The sequence below is a fragment of the Epibacterium sp. Ofav1-8 genome (genome assembly GCF_022348185.1).
In the GTDB taxonomy this organism is placed as follows: Bacteria; Pseudomonadota; Alphaproteobacteria; order Rhodobacterales; family Rhodobacteraceae; genus Epibacterium.
In genome coordinates this window covers 268529-282634 of record NZ_JAKRFD010000005.1, presented here as the reverse complement: position 1 = coordinate 282634, position 14106 = coordinate 268529, and the positions used below count along the sequence as shown (strand labels likewise).

Sequence of the window (14106 nt, the reverse complement as noted above, 5' to 3'; positions counted from 1 at the left end):
ATAAACAAAGGTGGAAAGACGGTCCTGCCGCAGGCCCTATGGCGATGTAAGGGGCAGGAAAATAAGTGTCAACGCCACGACCCTCCGTGGCAGGAATATAGGAAGGTTTCCATGCGCAAAGGTCTCACTTTTTTGCGGGGCGTCGTTGCAGCGACTGTTTTCGGCCTCACAGTACCCGCTCATGCCGAACAGACCGCCAATACCGTCATCGCGAAGGTGAACGGCGAAGAGATCACTCTGGGTCACATGATTGTGGCGCGATCCAAACTGCCGGCTCAATACCAAAGCCTTCCGGACGATGTGCTGTTCAATGCGCTGCTGGACCAGCTGATTCAGCAGACCACGCTGAAACAACAGCTGCACGGCGATGTGCCGGAGCTTGTGCGGCTGAGCGTAGAGCACGAGAAACGCTCGCTTCTGGCCTCGACGGTGATCGAAACGATCATGGAAAATGCCCAATCCGAAGACGCGATTCGTGAAGCCTACGACGCCCGCTATTCCACCGGCGACGGCGGCGACGAGTTCAACGCCTCGCATATTCTGCTGGAGACGGAAGAAGCCGCGATCGACATCAAGGAACAGCTGGATGCCGGCGCGGACTTCGCATCGCTGGCGAAAGAATCCTCCACCGGACCGTCCGGACCCAATGGCGGCGCACTGGGATGGTTTCAAAACGGGCGCATGGTTCCCGAGTTCGAGGCCGCAGTCACCGAAATGCGGGCCGGAGAGGTCTCCGACCCGGTGCAGACCGAATTTGGATGGCACGTCATCAAACTGCATGAGCGTCGCAAGCTGGAGGCACCCGACTTTGACGAGGTGCGCGAAGAAATCGCGCAGGAACTGGCGGTGCAGGCCGTCGAAGACCGCGTCAATCAGCTGACCGCAAATGCGATGATCGAGCGTTCCGAGATCGAAGATCTGGATCCGTCGGCGCTGCGCGACATGAGCCTGATCCAGAACTGATCCCACCCCCTGCGTTTGCAACTGGAGGCCCAAGATGGCTAAATCCCTGCCCCGTTCACCGCTTGCGCCCGCAACGTTTCCGGATCTTCCGGTGATCGGCGGTGTGCGCTTTGCCGCGGCTGCCGCGGGCGTCAAATATCAGGGCCGCACCGACGTGATGCTTGCGGTGATGGACCCGGGCACGGCGGTTGCGGGTGTTTTCACCCGATCCGCCACCCGCTCTGCCCCCGTTCTGGATTGCCAGGCAAAGCTGGGCGGCGATCCGGGCCAGGGTGCGGCCATCCTGGTCAACTCCGGCAATTCCAACGCCTTTACCGGTCACTACGGGCAAACCTCGGTTGCAGAGATCACCGCTGCGGTCGCCCAACGCACCGGGCTGCCGCAGGAGCGGGTCTTTACCGCCTCGACCGGTGTCATCGGTGAACCGCTCCCCCACGACCGTATCGTGACAAAGCTGGATGACCTGCACGGCGCCCTGTCCGATACCGCGCTGCAACAGGCTGCCGAGGCCATCATGACCACGGATACCTTTGCCAAGGGGGCCTCCGCGACGGTCGAGATCGACGGCGCGCCGGTGCAGATCGCCGGCATCGCCAAGGGTTCGGGCATGATCGCGCCGGATATGGCCACGATGCTGGTCTATATCTTTACCGATGCTGTGTACGATCAAGGTAAACTTCAGGCGCTGTTGTCGGCAGAGAATGATACCTCATTCAACTGCATCACCGTGGACAGCGACACCTCGACCTCCGACAGCCTGATGCTCTGTGCAACGGGCGCGTCCGGTGTGGATGCCACCGACCACCCGGCCTTTGCCACCGCTTTGCGGGGCGTCATGCTGGATCTGGCGCATCAGGTGGTGCGCGACGGTGAAGGCGCGACCAAATTCGTCGAGATCCAGATCACCGGCGCGGCCAGCGACGCCGACGCCAAGGTACATGGCCTGGCCATTGCCAACTCGCCGCTGGTCAAGACCGCCATTGCCGGCGAGGATCCCAACTGGGGTCGCGTGGTGATGGCGATCGGGAAATCCGGCGCAAAGGCCGACCGTGACCTGCTGTCGATTTCCTTTGGCGATATACGTGTCGCGGAAAAGGGATGGGTTGCCCCGTCCTACAAAGAGGAACTGGGCGCCGCCGAAATGAAGAAGGACGAGATCACGCTGAAGGTTGATCTTGGCCTTGGCGATGGGTCCGCAACCGTCTGGACCTGCGATCTGACCCATCAGTACATCACCATCAACGCGGACTATCGCTCATGACGGATCAGAAAAAAGTCGTTCTGGTCTCTGCCGTCGCACTGATCGATGTCGAGGGGCGTATCCTTCTGGCGCAACGTCCCGAGGGCAAGTCCATGGCCGGCCTGTGGGAGTTTCCAGGCGGCAAGGTCGAACAGGGCGAAACCCCCGAGGTCGCCCTGATCCGTGAACTTCAAGAGGAACTGGGCATCAACACCTGGTCAAGCTGCCTGGCGCCGCTGACCTTTGCCAGCCATTCCTACGAAAAGTTCCACCTGCTGATGCCGCTCTTTGCCTGCCGCAAATGGGAAGGCATCCCGCAGGCCCGCGAAGGTCAGGTGCTGAAATGGGCACGTCCGCAAGAACTGCGCGACTACCCCATGCCCCCCGCGGATATACCGCTGATCCCGATCCTGCGGGACTGGCTCTGAACACACCCGCATCCCCAGCACGCAAAAACCCCCGGCTGTTTCCAGCCGGGGGTTTTTTGTTGTCTCATCCTATCCTCAGTCGAGGGTGCGGGTGACTTCCTCACGCTCGAAGATCTCGATGACATCTTTCGGGCGGATGTCTTCGTAGTTCTCGAACGCCATACCGCATTCCTGACCGGACTGAACCTCGGACACTTCGTCCTTGAAGCGCTTCAGGGTCTTCAGCGTGCCTTCGTGGATCACCACGTTGTCGCGCAGCAGACGCACACCGGCAGAACGGCGGGCCACACCTTCGGTGACGAGACAGCCGGCAACCTTGCCGACGTTGGACACTTTGAAGACGTCCTTGATCTCGGCATACCCGATGAAGTTCTCCCTGATCTCTGCCGAAAGCAGACCGGAGGCCGCAGCTTTAACATCGTCCACCAGATCGTAGATCACCGAATAGTAGCGGATTTCCACGCCCTTCTGGTTGGCGGTGTTGCGGGCAGAGGCATTGGCACGGACGTTGAAGCCCATGACCGGCGAGCCGGAGGCTTCGGCAAGGCCGATGTCGGTTTCGGTGATCGCGCCCACACCGGAGTGCAGCACGCGCACACGCACCTCGTCGTTGCCGATCTTTTCCATCGCCTGAACGATGGCTTCGGCAGAACCCTGCACATCCGCTTTGACCAGGATCGGCAGCTCGGAGACGTTCTCGTCTTCCTTGGCCTTCTGCATCAGCTGTTCAAGCGTCGTCGCAGCCCCGGCAGCAGCGCGTTTGTCCTTCGCCGCCTGTTCGCGGTATTCGGCAATCTCGCGCGCCTGTGCTTCGGTCTCTGTCACGTTCAGCACATCGCCCGCTTCGGGGGTGCCGTTGAGGCCGAGAACCTCGACCGGAACCGAGGGACCGGCTTCCTTGACGCGTTCGCCTTTGTCGTTGATCAGCGCGCGGACCTTACCGTATTGCTCACCCACAACAAAGATGTCGCCCTGGCGCAGAGTCCCGGTCTGAACCAGAACGGTTGCAACCGGACCACGGCCCACGTCGAGCTGTGCTTCGATCACGGCGCCTTGCGCGGCACGATCGGGGTTCGCCTTCAGCTCCAGGATCTCCGCCTGAAGCGCGATCGCTTCGAGCAGTTCGTCCAGACCCTGGCCCGTGTGGGCGGAGACTTCGACGTCCTGAACATCACCGGACATCGCTTCGACGATCACTTCGTGTTGCAGAAGTTCGGCGCGGACCTTGTTCGCATCGGCGGCGGGTTTGTCGATCTTGTTGATCGCCACGATCATCGGCACTTCGGCCGCTTTGGCGTGATTGATCGCCTCGATCGTCTGCGGCATGACCGAGTCGTCCGCCGCAACCACAAGAACCACGATATCCGTCACCTGCGCCCCGCGAGAGCGCATCGAGGTGAAGGCCGCGTGGCCGGGGGTGTCGAGGAACGACAGCACGGCACCGCTGTCGGTGGTCACCTGATACGCACCGATGTGCTGGGTGATGCCACCTGCTTCGCCTGCAACAACCTTTGCATCCCGGATCGCATCGAGAAGCGAGGTCTTACCGTGGTCGACGTGACCCATGATGGTAATGACCGGCGGACGCGGTTCCAGGTCTTCTTCCTTGTCCTGGACCTCCTTGATGACGTCCTCGACGTCAGCATCGGAGACACGAACCACCTTGTGGCCGAATTCCTCGATGATCAGTTCGGCGGTGTCGGCGTCGATGGTCTGGTTCTGCGTGACCATCATGCCCATGTTCATGAGCGATTTGACCACATCCGCAACCCGTTCTGCCATCCGGTTCGCCAGTTCGGACACGACGATCGCTTCGGGCAGCTGCACGTCGCGGATCACCTTTTCACGCTCGACCGAGCCGCCCATGGCCTTCTGACGCGCGCGCTCCTGCTTGCGCTTCATGGCTGCAACGGAACGATGCCGCCCGCCTTCGCCGCCAGTCGCCTGGCTCAGGGTCAGCTTGCCAGAGCGGCGTCCGCCGTCATCACGACCCTTGCCACCGCGACCACGCTCTTCGCGTTCGCGTTCCGCCTTGCGCGGCTGCGTGGTCGGTTTCGGCGCACCGCCCGCCGGGCCACGTGCCGCCGCAGGCGCACCGGCGCCCTTGTCAGCCTTAGGTGCCGCAGCTTTCTCGGCTGCCGCGCGCTTGGCGGCCTCTTCGTCTTCCTTGCGCTTGCGCTCTTCTTCTTCGGCTTTCTGGCGCGCCTTTTCTTCGGCCTCGCGCTGTTCGCGCTCCTTGGCCTCCTGTTCGGCACGGCGGCGCTCACGCTCCTCGGCGCGGGCCTTTTCTTCGGCCTCACGCTGGGCGGCCTCTTCGGCCTCGCGCGCCTTGGCGGCCTGAAGCGCCTTCAGGCGGCGGTCCATTTCCGCATCAGAAATACCAGCAGGGCGCCGCGAAGCATCGCCGGCAGCAACGCCACCGGCGCCGCCTTTGCCTGCGCCCGGCTTGGGGACAACCACGCGCTTACGCTTGGTTTCCACCACAACATTCTTGGTCCGACCGTGGCTGAAGCTCTGTTTCACATTGCCGGGCCGAGACCCGCTACCACGAAGACCCAATGTCTTTTTGCCGTCACTATCGCTCATAAAGCTCTTTATCCTTCCGTGCGGCCGATGCCGCCCTTTTCGCGCAAACCCTGCAATCGCTGGGCTTCCTCTACAACACGTTGGCTGAGTCCACCAGAGGCGAGCGCGGCATGTATGACAGTTTCACGCCCAAAAGCCATCCCAAGCTCGTCTGCCGTCATGCATCCGATGTATTTGCCGCGGTGCGGCGTACTCAGTTTCGACTTCCCTCGCCCGGACCCGTCAGACGCCTGGATCAAGATCCGTGCCTCTTCCTTGTCCAGCCAATCCTTGACCTTTTCATAGCCACCCACGGCATCGCCCGATTTCCGGGCAAGGCTGATCAGGTCGACCGTGCGGCGCAACACCTGACGCTCCACCTCGTCAACCAGCCCGTCCTGAACCGTGACCTGCGCCTTGAACCCGCGTGCGAAGAGTTTCTTCTTCACCGCTTGTTCCAGCGCAGCCCTCGTCGCGGTCACATAGACACCACGACCGGGCAGCTTTCCCATCACATCCGGGTAGACCTGATTGTCAGGCCCCAGCACAAAACGGATCAGCCCGGCCTTGGGCTGTGTCTCGCCAGTCGCGATACATTTCCGTTCCGGCCCGTCAGCACGGGTTTTTTCTGCACCACCACGGGTCATTCATATCTCCTGGGCGTCAGGAAGCCGATCAGGCTTCCGTTTCCCCTTCGGCTTCTTCTTCGGGATCTTCGGCATCGGCTTCAAGTTCTGCCGGGTCCACCCAGCCGAGCATGATGCGTGCCGTCATCACCAGATTTTGCGCCTCTTCAAGGCTCACGTCGAAGGGTTCGAGAAGACCTTCATCCTTCACACGTTCGCCATTGACCGTGGTCCAGCCGCCCGCCAGTTCCCAGTCAGCGCAGGTGGCGAAGTCGTCGAGAGTCTTAACGTCATCCTTCGCCAGTGCTTCCACCATCTGGGGTGTCAGGCCCTCAAAGTCAATAAGGCTGTCCTCGGCCCCCAGGCTGCGTGCATTGTCGAGCGCCGCCTTGGCCTGCGCTTCGAGGTAGTCACGGGCCCGCGCCTGAAGCTCTTCGGCGGTACCTTCATCAACGCCGTCAATGACCAGCAGCTCGTCAAGCTCCACATAGGCAACCTCTTCGAGGTTGGTGAAGCCTTCGGAGACCAGCAGCTGGGCGAAGAACTCGTCCAGGTCGAGGGTCTCCATGAACAGCGCGGTGCGTGCCTCGAATTCTTTCTGACGGCGTGCGGATTCCTCCTCTTCCGTCATGATGTCGATGTCGAGGTTGGTCAGCTGAGACGCCAGACGCACGTTCTGACCACGGCGGCCAATGGCGAGCGACAGTTGCTCGTCCGGCACCACCACTTCGATCTTGCCGGCTTCCTCGTCCAGAACCACCTTGGAGACTTCTGCGGGTTGCAGCGCGTTCACAAGGAAGGTGGGCTGATCTTCGTTCCACGGGATGATGTCGATCTTCTCACCCTGAAGTTCGTTCACAACCGCCTGCACACGGGAGCCACGCATACCGACGCAGGCGCCAACCGGGTCGATCGAGCCGTCATAGGACACAACGGCGATCTTTGCGCGCGAGCCCGGGTCACGGGCCACGGCCTTGATCTCGATGATGCCGTCATAGATTTCCGGCACTTCCATCTTGAAGAGCTCGGCCATGAATTCCGGCGCGGTGCGGCTGAGGAAGATCTGCGGGCCGCGCGGTTCGCGACGCACATCCTTGATGAAGCAGCGGATACGGTCGTTGGGGCGATAGCTCTCGCGGCCGATTTTCTCGTTGCGACGCAGGATGCCTTCGCCGGAACCGATATCGACGATAACGTTGCCGTATTCCTCGCGCTTGACGACACCGTTGATAATGGTGCCGTTGCGGTCCTTGAACTCTTCGTACTGGCGATCCCGCTCCGCTTCGCGCACCTTCTGCAGGATGACCTGCTTGGCCGATTGCGCCGCGATCCGGCCCATCTCGACCGGAGGAACCTCATCGATGATGGTGTCGCCGACGCTGGGGTTTTCCATGTACTGCTTGGCTTGCGCCACGGTCAGTTCGGACTGGTAGTTTTCCAGCTCCTCGTCCTCGACCACGGTGCGCACGCGGGTGAAGGTCGCCTTGCCGGTCTTGCGGTCGATCGAGACCCGAATGTCCATCTCGCTGCCGTAGCGGCTCTTGGCGGCACGGGCGAGGGATTCTTCCATCGCTTCGACCACCAGACCGGGGTCGATCATCTTTTCACGCGCCACGGCCTCGGCGGTTTGCAACAGCTCCAGCTGGTTTGCAGAGGTGATAGCCATTACTTGTTCTCCTCTTCGGACCCTGTGGTCCCTTCTGCGGACCCTTCGGTCTCGATGTCGTCAAAGGCGTCTTCGTTCAGAACACCAGCGGCCTTGCGCTGGCGCAGCATTTCCTTGATCAGATCGTCGGTCAGAACCAGCTTTGCATCACTCAGCCAGTCGAATTTCAAACCGATGGTCACGGTCTCGCCGTGTTCCTCGATATTGATGAGAACCTCATCCTCTTCGACGCCGGCCAACTCTCCTTTGAAGCGGCGGCGACCGTCGATCAAATCGGCGGTTTCCAGCTTCGCCTCATAGCCTTCGAACGTGTCGAAGTCCTTCAGGCGGGTCAGCGGGCGGTCGATGCCGGGGCTCGAGACCTCCAGCGTGTAAGCATCGAGAATCGGGTCCTCGACATCAAGCGTGGCGCTCACGGCGTTCGAGATCGCCGCACAGTCATCGACCTCGATGCCGCCATCAGGACGGTCAGCCATGATCTGTAGCGTCGTGGTCTTGCCGGACATCAACCGGATGCGGACCAGCTCATAGCCCAGATCCTCGATCACCGGGGTGATGATCTCGGCCAGGCGGCGGTCGATCGCGGCTTTGGCTATCAGGTCGTTGCTCATCAGACTTCCAAACACAAAAAAACGGGCCTGCGGCCCGTCGAAATCAATCAAAGGTGCCTCAGGCCCAGAGCCCGACGCGCCGCTGTTGAGCGTGGATATACGCCTGCGGTCACCGTTTTGCAAGCCTTTCCTCCGAAGCGGGCGATCAACCCTGCCCGAGGCGCTGCTTCATGGCGTCGGCCAGGGCACGGGTACGCGCGGGATCCTGCCCGCCGATCACCAGGTAGCCGACGCCATCTTCGACCCAAGACGTCGCCGCCAACCCCTGCGCCATGCGGTCATTGGGCGCGCTGTCATCATTGGTGGTGGTCAGGACACACAGGGCAAAAGGTGTCCCATCTTCACCAAGATAGGCCATTTGCATCAGCGGTTTGCCCTTGAACCCCAGAACCTGCGCGCGGCGAAACTCCACGCCCTCGACCGCAGTGGCCGCCGCAAGCTCCACGCCGACCCGGCTTTGGAAATCCTCCAGAACGCCCAGCGCAACCTCTGGTGCCTGGGTGGTCTCTTCCACCGTCTCGGTCATGTAGAGGCTTTGATAGCTGGCCACCACATCGATCCAGCCCGGCGCAGCTTGCTCTGGTTGCGACAGATATCCGCCTGCGAACCCGATTCCCAATGCCAGCACAACCGAGGCCGCAAGCTGCATCGGACGCCAGTTGCGATTGGCGGCAGGGCGCGGCAGGGCTGGCGCGGGCGGGGGGGCAATACGCTCCATCGCGAATGCTGCGCGCAGCGTCTCCATGGGCAGGCTCAACCCTTCCACACGTGCGACCAGGGCAGGGTCGCTCTCCAGCCCGGCCTCGATCCGGGCCGCAAGTGCGGCGTCCGCCTCGCCATCGAGAAAGGCGGTCAGATCCTCATCGGTGAAACTGTTGCTTACCTCGGTCATTCTCCGGCCTCCACCGCAGACAGGGCGCCTGCGATCTTCTTGCGTGCGCTGGCCAGACGGCTCATCACCGTCCCGATCGGAATCCCAAGCGTGTCCGCGGTTTCCTGATAGGTGAAGCCTTCGACATAGGCCAGAAGCACGACGACACGCTGACCTTCCGGCAGCGCTCCTATCTTGGCAAACACTTCAGCGACGAAAATATTCTCTTCCGACGTCGCAGATCCGTCGGCAATCTCGGTGTCTTCCAGCGCCACGATCCCGGTTCCGGTTCGCACCGCCGTCGCCCTGATCTCGTTCAGCCACAGCCGGTGTGCCATGGTGAAAAGCCAACGATCAAGATGCGTACCGGGTTGATAGCTTTCGTGTTTTTCCATGGCGCGCAGGCAGGTGTTCTGGGCCAGATCATCCGCCCGATCCCGCTTGCCCGTCTGCACTAGGCAGTAACGCCAGAGCCGCGGATAAACCGCTGCGATGCCCTCCCGGATCTCTTCAAGCGCCGTTTTTTTCAAAAAACCGAGAATGAATCCCACTCCTGCGGACTGCGCAATCTATCACGTCATAGGTAATTGGCGCTACTCTAACGATATTCCGAGAGCGATCTCAACTCATTGTTTGGCCAGCGCGCTCATGCCATCCACCAGCGCTCGGCAATCCGGTGATCGTCCAGTGGTGCGCGGGAGGACACCCGGTGCGGCAGCATCACATGCGGCGCGGCGGCCAGCGCCATATCCCCCTCCGACGGGTGAAAGCGAAAGCTGCCGCGACCGCGCAGCCCATCCGGCAGCGGCAATGTCGCAACGTCGACAAAGCCGTCGCGCAAGGCTTCTGCCCGGACCGCAGAATCCGGAATCACAATCAGCTCGATGGCATCAAACCATCCGGCCTGCTCGCCCTTGAAATGATGCGCGCGGCGCGCGGCGCGAAAATGATGCTGCTCACGCGCCCGCTCGACCTCATAAAGCCCGCTGCCGACACTGCTGGCGAGCGGCATCGCAACCGCGCCCTCGGGCGCAATCACCAGGCCGGTATCCGCCAGCCGATATGGCAGATGTGGATTCCCCTCCCGCAAGGACAGAACCACCGCGCCCTCTGGCGACAGGAAGATGTCATCCAGCGCCTCCAGATGCAGCTCACCCCGCACCGCATGCGCCTCCAGCGAGGCCACAACATCCGCCCCCGAAAGCAAACGCCCGTCATGAAACGCCACATCGCTGCGAATATCCAGCGACCACAGGCGCGCGGCATCATCGCTGCGCCAGCCTGTCGCCAGCTCACCGCGCAACACGCCATCTGGGGCAACCTCGGTCAGTTGGTTATACACCGCGCCACGCGCAACGCGGGACATCAGATCGTCTTCGCGCGGCACCGCCAGACGCAGCGTCCCGCCCCGCTGGGGATGTTGCGCCAACCCCGCCCCCGTGGCAGCCAGCAGCGCAGCTGCGGCACCGGTGGCAAAAAGCGCACGTCGATCCAGCCGCTTCATGACAGCAGATCCTCGCCCAGCTGATCCATCGTCTTGACCAGCGCGGCACTGATTCCGGGCTCGGAAAGCGCATGACCGGCGTTACGCACCATGATCAGATCCGAATTCGGCCAGGTCTGGTGAATGCTATACGCCGATTGTGGCGGGCAGATCATGTCATAACGCCCCTGGACGATGACGCCGGGAATATGGGCGATCCGGCCCATATTGGCGAGGATCTGACCATCCATGTGGAGAAAACCGGCATTGGAAAAATAGTGGTTCTCCAGACGGGCAAACGCACGCGCGTAATCGCCGGGGCTCTCTCCCGATACGCCGTTCGAATAGACCGAGGCGAGCGCATTCTCCCACGCCGACCACGCACGCCCATACCGGATTTCCTCCTCGCGATCCCCGGAGAACAAGCGCCTGTTGTATGCGGTGATCAGATCGCTCTGCTCATCCTCGGGGATGAGATCCGTGAACTTTGCCCAGGTCTCTGGCCAGAATTTCCCAGCCCCGCCACCATAGAACCAGCTCAGCTCCGCCTGCGTCATCAGGAACACGCCGCGCAGGATCAGATGCGTGACGCGCTCCGGGTGGGTCTGCGCATAGACCAGCGCCAGCGTCGCGCCCCAGCTGCCGCCGAACAGCATCCAGGCATCGATGTCCAAAAGCTCGCGGATCATCTCCATGTCTGCCACCAGATGCCAGGTGGTATTGTCCTCGCAAGACGCATGCGGACGCGAGCGGCCACAGCCGCGCTGGTCGAACAGGATGACGCGATAAATGCTCGGATCGAAATAACGCCGCATTGCGGGGCTGGTGCCGCCACCGGGGCCGCCATGGCAGACAATCACCGGAATCCCGTCCGGATTGCCACATTGCTCCAGATAGATCCGGTGCCCCTGCCCCACATCCAGCATTCGCTGATCGAAAGGCTCGATCGGCGGGTAGAGAAACTGCACTGCGCGCTTTTGATCCGGGTATTTGTCCATTACTGACCTAGCTAACAACTGAACCCACAAGAAAACACACGGAGACAGGAATGCAAGCGCAACAGTCCACGGTAGACCCCTCCGAAATCGCCAAGTTCGAAGCGATGGCGGCTGAATGGTGGGATCCCAACGGAAAATTCAAGCCCCTGCATATGCTCAACCCCTGTCGTCTGGACTATATCACAGACCAGATCGCGGGCGAATTTGATTGCGACCTGAGTGCTGAGGCACCGTTCTCAGAGCTGCGCGTCCTCGACATCGGCTGCGGGGGCGGCCTGCTGAGTGAGCCGATGGCCCGTCTGGGGGCCACCGTGGTCGGGGCCGATGCGGCCGAAGGCAACCTGCCCGTCGCCCGCATCCATGCCGAACAATCCGGGCTGGAGATCGACTACCGCCACACCACCGCCGAAGCCCTGGCCGAGGCTGGTGAGACCTTCGACGTGGTGCTCAATATGGAAGTGGTGGAACATGTCGCCGATCCGCTCAGCTATCTGACCGCGACGCAAAAGCTCCTGAAGCCGGGTGGCCTGCAGATCTGCTCCACCATCAATCGCAACCCCAAGAGCTACGCCATGGCCATTTTTGGCGCCGAGGTGGTAATGCGCTGGCTGCCGCGCGGAACGCATGAGTGGTCAAAGTTCATAACCCCGGATGAGCTGTTCGGCCTGCTGGAACAGGCCGGCCTGAGGCCTGTGGACCGCAAGGGGTTCGTCTTTAATCCACTGCTTTGGAAATGGTCGATCTCTGATCGTGACCTCAGCGTAAACTACGTCACCGCAAGCATAAAACCGTGATCTGTTTGCGCCGCGGGGTCCGCGCAGCGCATCTCCATCCCCTTGCGACGCCTGATAATCGAGGTGCGCTATACTTTAGTATAGGTGCTCATCCTTCCGCGCGATTGTGCTTTGACCCGCGGATGCATACTCTCGAAAGACATTCGATCGCGACAGGCGTTCACACCGCGCAGGTCGCATGGACACTCGAATGACAGTCTTGGGGACGCACTCACACCACTCACGGCCCCTGAATAGAAAAGAGCGCCGGAATTTCCCGGCGCTCTTTTTTTGGGGTCCGCTCCCGATCAGGCTCGGCGTCAATCCTCGGTTTCCAGTTTGCCGCGAAACTCGCGCAGGATCGGCAGCGCCGCGCGCACCCGGTCCCCGCCCAGCTCTGTCACGACTTCTGAAATCATCGGAATGATCGATGCCAGCGCCGAGTCGCGTGCCTTGCGGCCGGCCGGGCTGATCGCGACCATCTTGCGACGCGCATCGTCCCAGTCGGGGCGCACATGCACATAGCCCGCCACCTCAAGCTTGTTGATGGTGTTGGTCATAGCGCCACGGGTGACGTGAAATGCCTTTGCCAGCTGTGCCGGAGAGCGCTCCAAACCGGCGCGCGCAAGATGATTGAGAACGGAGAAATGCGACAGCTCCATCCCCTTGGGCAAGGCTTTCCCAAGCCGGGCACGGGCCAGTTGGTCCGCCATCAGGATTTCGCTGAACAGCGAAATGGCAAGGGAATGGTTCTCGTCCATCAGGGTCCATCAAACTCCCGGTCATGAGTCAGCGAAGGTACGCGTTTGCGCGCCTTTTTCACCGCTTCAAGATCAAGGTCAACGCAGATCACCCCGACATCGGTGCCCGCATCGGCCAGCACTTCGCCCCAGGGCGCAACCACCAGGGAGTGGCCGTAGGTCTGGCGGCTGGCGCCGCGACTCGCGGAATGGGTCCCGGTCTGCGCCGCGGCCAGCACAAAACAGCCGGTCTCGATTGCCCGCGCCCGCAACAGGCTGTGCCAGTGGGCAGCACCTGTCACATGGCTGAAGGCAGCGGGTGCGGTCAGGATCTCGGCGCCGCCCTTGGCAAGACGGCGATGCAACGCGGGGAAACGAACATCATAGCAGATGGTCATGCCGACTTTGGCAAAGCCTGCATCAGCGACCACCGCCTGCGTTCCGGGCCGATAGCCATCAGATTCGCGATAGGTTTCCTCTGGCGTGACCTCCACATCGAACATGTGGATTTTATCGTAACGCGCAGAGATTTCACCCGTGGGTGAAATCAGGAACTGCCGATTGGCGAAACGGCCGTCGACATCCGTTGTTTTCACCCCGATCGACCCGATAGAGAGCCAGATCCCGTGATGCGCAGCAGTCTCGCGCAGCCCCGCCAGCGTCGGGTCATCGCCTTCGTGGTGCAGAACCGCGCCCTGATGGGTGCGGCTGGTGGACAGGCAGTTGGTCACCTCGGGCGTCAGGACAAACTCCGCCCCCTCGGCAACGGCGCGGGCGATCATGTCGCGTGCCGTTGCAAGGTTCTCCTCGGGCATATCCGAGGAGCACATCTGAAGGAGGCCAACCCGCACCATCTGCTCAGGCCGCCAGCAGCGGGTCGAGCTTGCCGGCGCGATCCAGCGCGTAAAGCTCGTCACAGCCCCCGACGTGGATTTCGCCGATAAAGATCTGCGGCACCGTGCGGCCCCCATCTGCGCGCTGGATCATCTCCGCCTTGCGATCAGGATCGGCCAGCACATCAATTTCGGAAAAGCTCACACCCTTTTGATTCAGCAGACGCTTTGCCGCGTGGCAAAAACCGCAAAGGGGAGAAGTGTAGATTTCGACCGGTTTCATAGGGGGCTCCGTAGGCATTGCTCATG

General features: G+C 61.6%; 15 protein-coding genes. 4 read left to right on the top strand and 11 right to left on the bottom strand.

The features are described 5' to 3' along the window. Positions 1–111: 111 nt before the first annotated feature. The 3 genes from MHM97_RS10555 to mutT are packed head-to-tail and all read left to right on the top strand — an operon-like array spanning position 112 to position 2631. Positions 112–963 (top strand): peptidylprolyl isomerase, encoded by an 852-nt coding sequence (locus tag MHM97_RS10555; RefSeq protein WP_239322327.1) that lies wholly within the window; start codon positions 112–114, stop codon positions 961–963. Between the two features lie 34 nt (positions 964–997). Further along, positions 998–2224: a bifunctional glutamate N-acetyltransferase/amino-acid acetyltransferase ArgJ gene (gene argJ, locus MHM97_RS10550; protein ID WP_239322326.1), complete on the top strand. Its 1227-nt coding sequence runs from the start codon at positions 998–1000 to the stop codon at positions 2222–2224. Then, positions 2221–2631 carry an 8-oxo-dGTP diphosphatase MutT gene (gene mutT / locus MHM97_RS10545; RefSeq protein WP_239322325.1) on the top strand — a complete coding sequence of 137 codons (411 nt, stop codon included), beginning with the start codon at positions 2221–2223 and terminating at the stop codon, positions 2629–2631. The genes argJ and mutT overlap by 4 nt, the downstream gene beginning before the upstream one ends. A gap of 75 nt (positions 2632–2706) precedes the next feature. Here the strand turns inward: mutT and infB are convergent, their stop codons facing one another. The 8 genes from infB to pip all read right to left on the bottom strand — a co-directional run bounded on the left by infB (position 2707) and on the right by pip (position 11451). Next, on the bottom strand, positions 2707–5217 hold the full coding sequence (gene infB, locus MHM97_RS10540; protein WP_239322324.1) for a translation initiation factor IF-2: 2511 nt from the start codon (positions 5215–5217) through the stop codon (positions 2707–2709). Between the two features lie 8 nt (positions 5218–5225). Beyond that, on the bottom strand, positions 5226–5843 hold the full coding sequence (locus MHM97_RS10535; protein ID WP_239322323.1) for an RNA-binding protein: 618 nt from the start codon (positions 5841–5843) through the stop codon (positions 5226–5228). Between the two features lie 28 nt (positions 5844–5871). After that, entirely contained in the window at positions 5872–7488 is a 1617-nt protein-coding gene (nusA, locus tag MHM97_RS10530; protein ID WP_239322322.1) for a transcription termination factor NusA, read from the bottom strand. Continuing rightward, positions 7488–8099, bottom strand: a complete 612-nt coding sequence (gene rimP, locus MHM97_RS10525; protein ID WP_239322321.1) for a ribosome maturation factor RimP — start codon at positions 8097–8099, stop codon at positions 7488–7490. The genes nusA and rimP overlap by 1 nt, the downstream gene beginning before the upstream one ends. Before the next feature lie 145 nt (positions 8100–8244). Further along, entirely contained in the window at positions 8245–8991 is a 747-nt protein-coding gene (locus MHM97_RS10520; RefSeq protein ID WP_239322320.1) for an anti-sigma factor family protein, read from the bottom strand. Then, positions 8988–9521 carry an RNA polymerase sigma factor gene (locus MHM97_RS10515; RefSeq protein WP_239322319.1) on the bottom strand — a complete coding sequence of 178 codons (534 nt, stop codon included), beginning with the start codon at positions 9519–9521 and terminating at the stop codon, positions 8988–8990. The genes MHM97_RS10520 and MHM97_RS10515 overlap by 4 nt, the downstream gene beginning before the upstream one ends. Before the next feature lie 95 nt (positions 9522–9616). Further along, the gene (locus tag MHM97_RS10510) at positions 9617–10474 is read right to left on the bottom strand and encodes an ABC transporter substrate-binding protein (RefSeq protein ID WP_239322318.1); all 858 of its coding nucleotides are present in this window, start codon (positions 10472–10474) and stop codon (positions 9617–9619) included. Then, complete coding sequence (gene pip / locus MHM97_RS10505) at positions 10471–11451, bottom strand: prolyl aminopeptidase (RefSeq protein ID WP_239322317.1); 981 nt, start codon at positions 11449–11451, stop codon at positions 10471–10473. The genes MHM97_RS10510 and pip overlap by 4 nt, the downstream gene beginning before the upstream one ends. Before the next feature lie 50 nt (positions 11452–11501). Between pip and ubiG the strand changes: the two genes are divergently transcribed. Further along, the gene (ubiG, locus tag MHM97_RS10500) at positions 11502–12245 is read left to right on the top strand and encodes a bifunctional 2-polyprenyl-6-hydroxyphenol methylase/3-demethylubiquinol 3-O-methyltransferase UbiG (RefSeq protein ID WP_239322316.1); all 744 of its coding nucleotides are present in this window, start codon (positions 11502–11504) and stop codon (positions 12243–12245) included. Positions 12246–12544: 299 nt separating this feature from the next. Here ubiG and MHM97_RS10495 read toward each other — a convergent pair whose 3' ends face one another. The 3 genes from MHM97_RS10495 to grxC are packed head-to-tail and all read right to left on the bottom strand — an operon-like array spanning position 12545 to position 14080. Beyond that, positions 12545–12985 carry a MarR family winged helix-turn-helix transcriptional regulator gene (locus MHM97_RS10495; protein WP_239322315.1) on the bottom strand — a complete coding sequence of 147 codons (441 nt, stop codon included), beginning with the start codon at positions 12983–12985 and terminating at the stop codon, positions 12545–12547. After that, positions 12985–13818 (bottom strand): carbon-nitrogen hydrolase family protein, encoded by an 834-nt coding sequence (locus MHM97_RS10490; RefSeq protein ID WP_239322314.1) that lies wholly within the window; start codon positions 13816–13818, stop codon positions 12985–12987. Before MHM97_RS10490 ends, MHM97_RS10495 begins: the two co-directional genes overlap by 1 nt. A gap of 4 nt (positions 13819–13822) precedes the next feature. After that, the gene (grxC, locus tag MHM97_RS10485) at positions 13823–14080 is read right to left on the bottom strand and encodes a glutaredoxin 3 (RefSeq protein WP_239322313.1); all 258 of its coding nucleotides are present in this window, start codon (positions 14078–14080) and stop codon (positions 13823–13825) included. Positions 14081–14106 lie beyond the last annotated feature (26 nt).

Excerpts from the sequence above, each read along its gene's own strand:
- mutT (WP_239322325.1), top strand. The coding sequence starts at position 2,221 with ATGACGGATCAGAAAAAAGTCGTTCTGGTCTCTGCCGTCGCACTGATC.
- grxC (WP_239322313.1), bottom strand. The coding sequence starts at position 14,080 with ATGAAACCGGTCGAAATCTACACTTCTCCCCTTTGCGGTTTTTGCCAC.
- infB (WP_239322324.1), bottom strand. The coding sequence starts at position 5,217 with ATGAGCGATAGTGACGGCAAAAAGACATTGGGTCTTCGTGGTAGCGGG.
- MHM97_RS10495 (WP_239322315.1), bottom strand. The coding sequence starts at position 12,985 with ATGGACGAGAACCATTCCCTTGCCATTTCGCTGTTCAGCGAAATCCTG.
- rimP (WP_239322321.1), bottom strand. The coding sequence starts at position 8,099 with ATGAGCAACGACCTGATAGCCAAAGCCGCGATCGACCGCCGCCTGGCC.
- MHM97_RS10520 (WP_239322320.1), bottom strand. The coding sequence starts at position 8,991 with ATGACCGAGGTAAGCAACAGTTTCACCGATGAGGATCTGACCGCCTTT.
- MHM97_RS10555 (WP_239322327.1), top strand. The coding sequence starts at position 112 with ATGCGCAAAGGTCTCACTTTTTTGCGGGGCGTCGTTGCAGCGACTGTT.
- ubiG (WP_239322316.1), top strand. The coding sequence starts at position 11,502 with ATGCAAGCGCAACAGTCCACGGTAGACCCCTCCGAAATCGCCAAGTTC.
- pip (WP_239322317.1), bottom strand. The coding sequence starts at position 11,451 with ATGGACAAATACCCGGATCAAAAGCGCGCAGTGCAGTTTCTCTACCCG.
- nusA (WP_239322322.1), bottom strand. The coding sequence starts at position 7,488 with ATGGCTATCACCTCTGCAAACCAGCTGGAGCTGTTGCAAACCGCCGAG.
- MHM97_RS10490 (WP_239322314.1), bottom strand. The coding sequence starts at position 13,818 with ATGGTGCGGGTTGGCCTCCTTCAGATGTGCTCCTCGGATATGCCCGAG.
- MHM97_RS10535 (WP_239322323.1), bottom strand. The coding sequence starts at position 5,843 with ATGACCCGTGGTGGTGCAGAAAAAACCCGTGCTGACGGGCCGGAACGG.
- MHM97_RS10510 (WP_239322318.1), bottom strand. The coding sequence starts at position 10,474 with ATGAAGCGGCTGGATCGACGTGCGCTTTTTGCCACCGGTGCCGCAGCT.
- argJ (WP_239322326.1), top strand. The coding sequence starts at position 998 with ATGGCTAAATCCCTGCCCCGTTCACCGCTTGCGCCCGCAACGTTTCCG.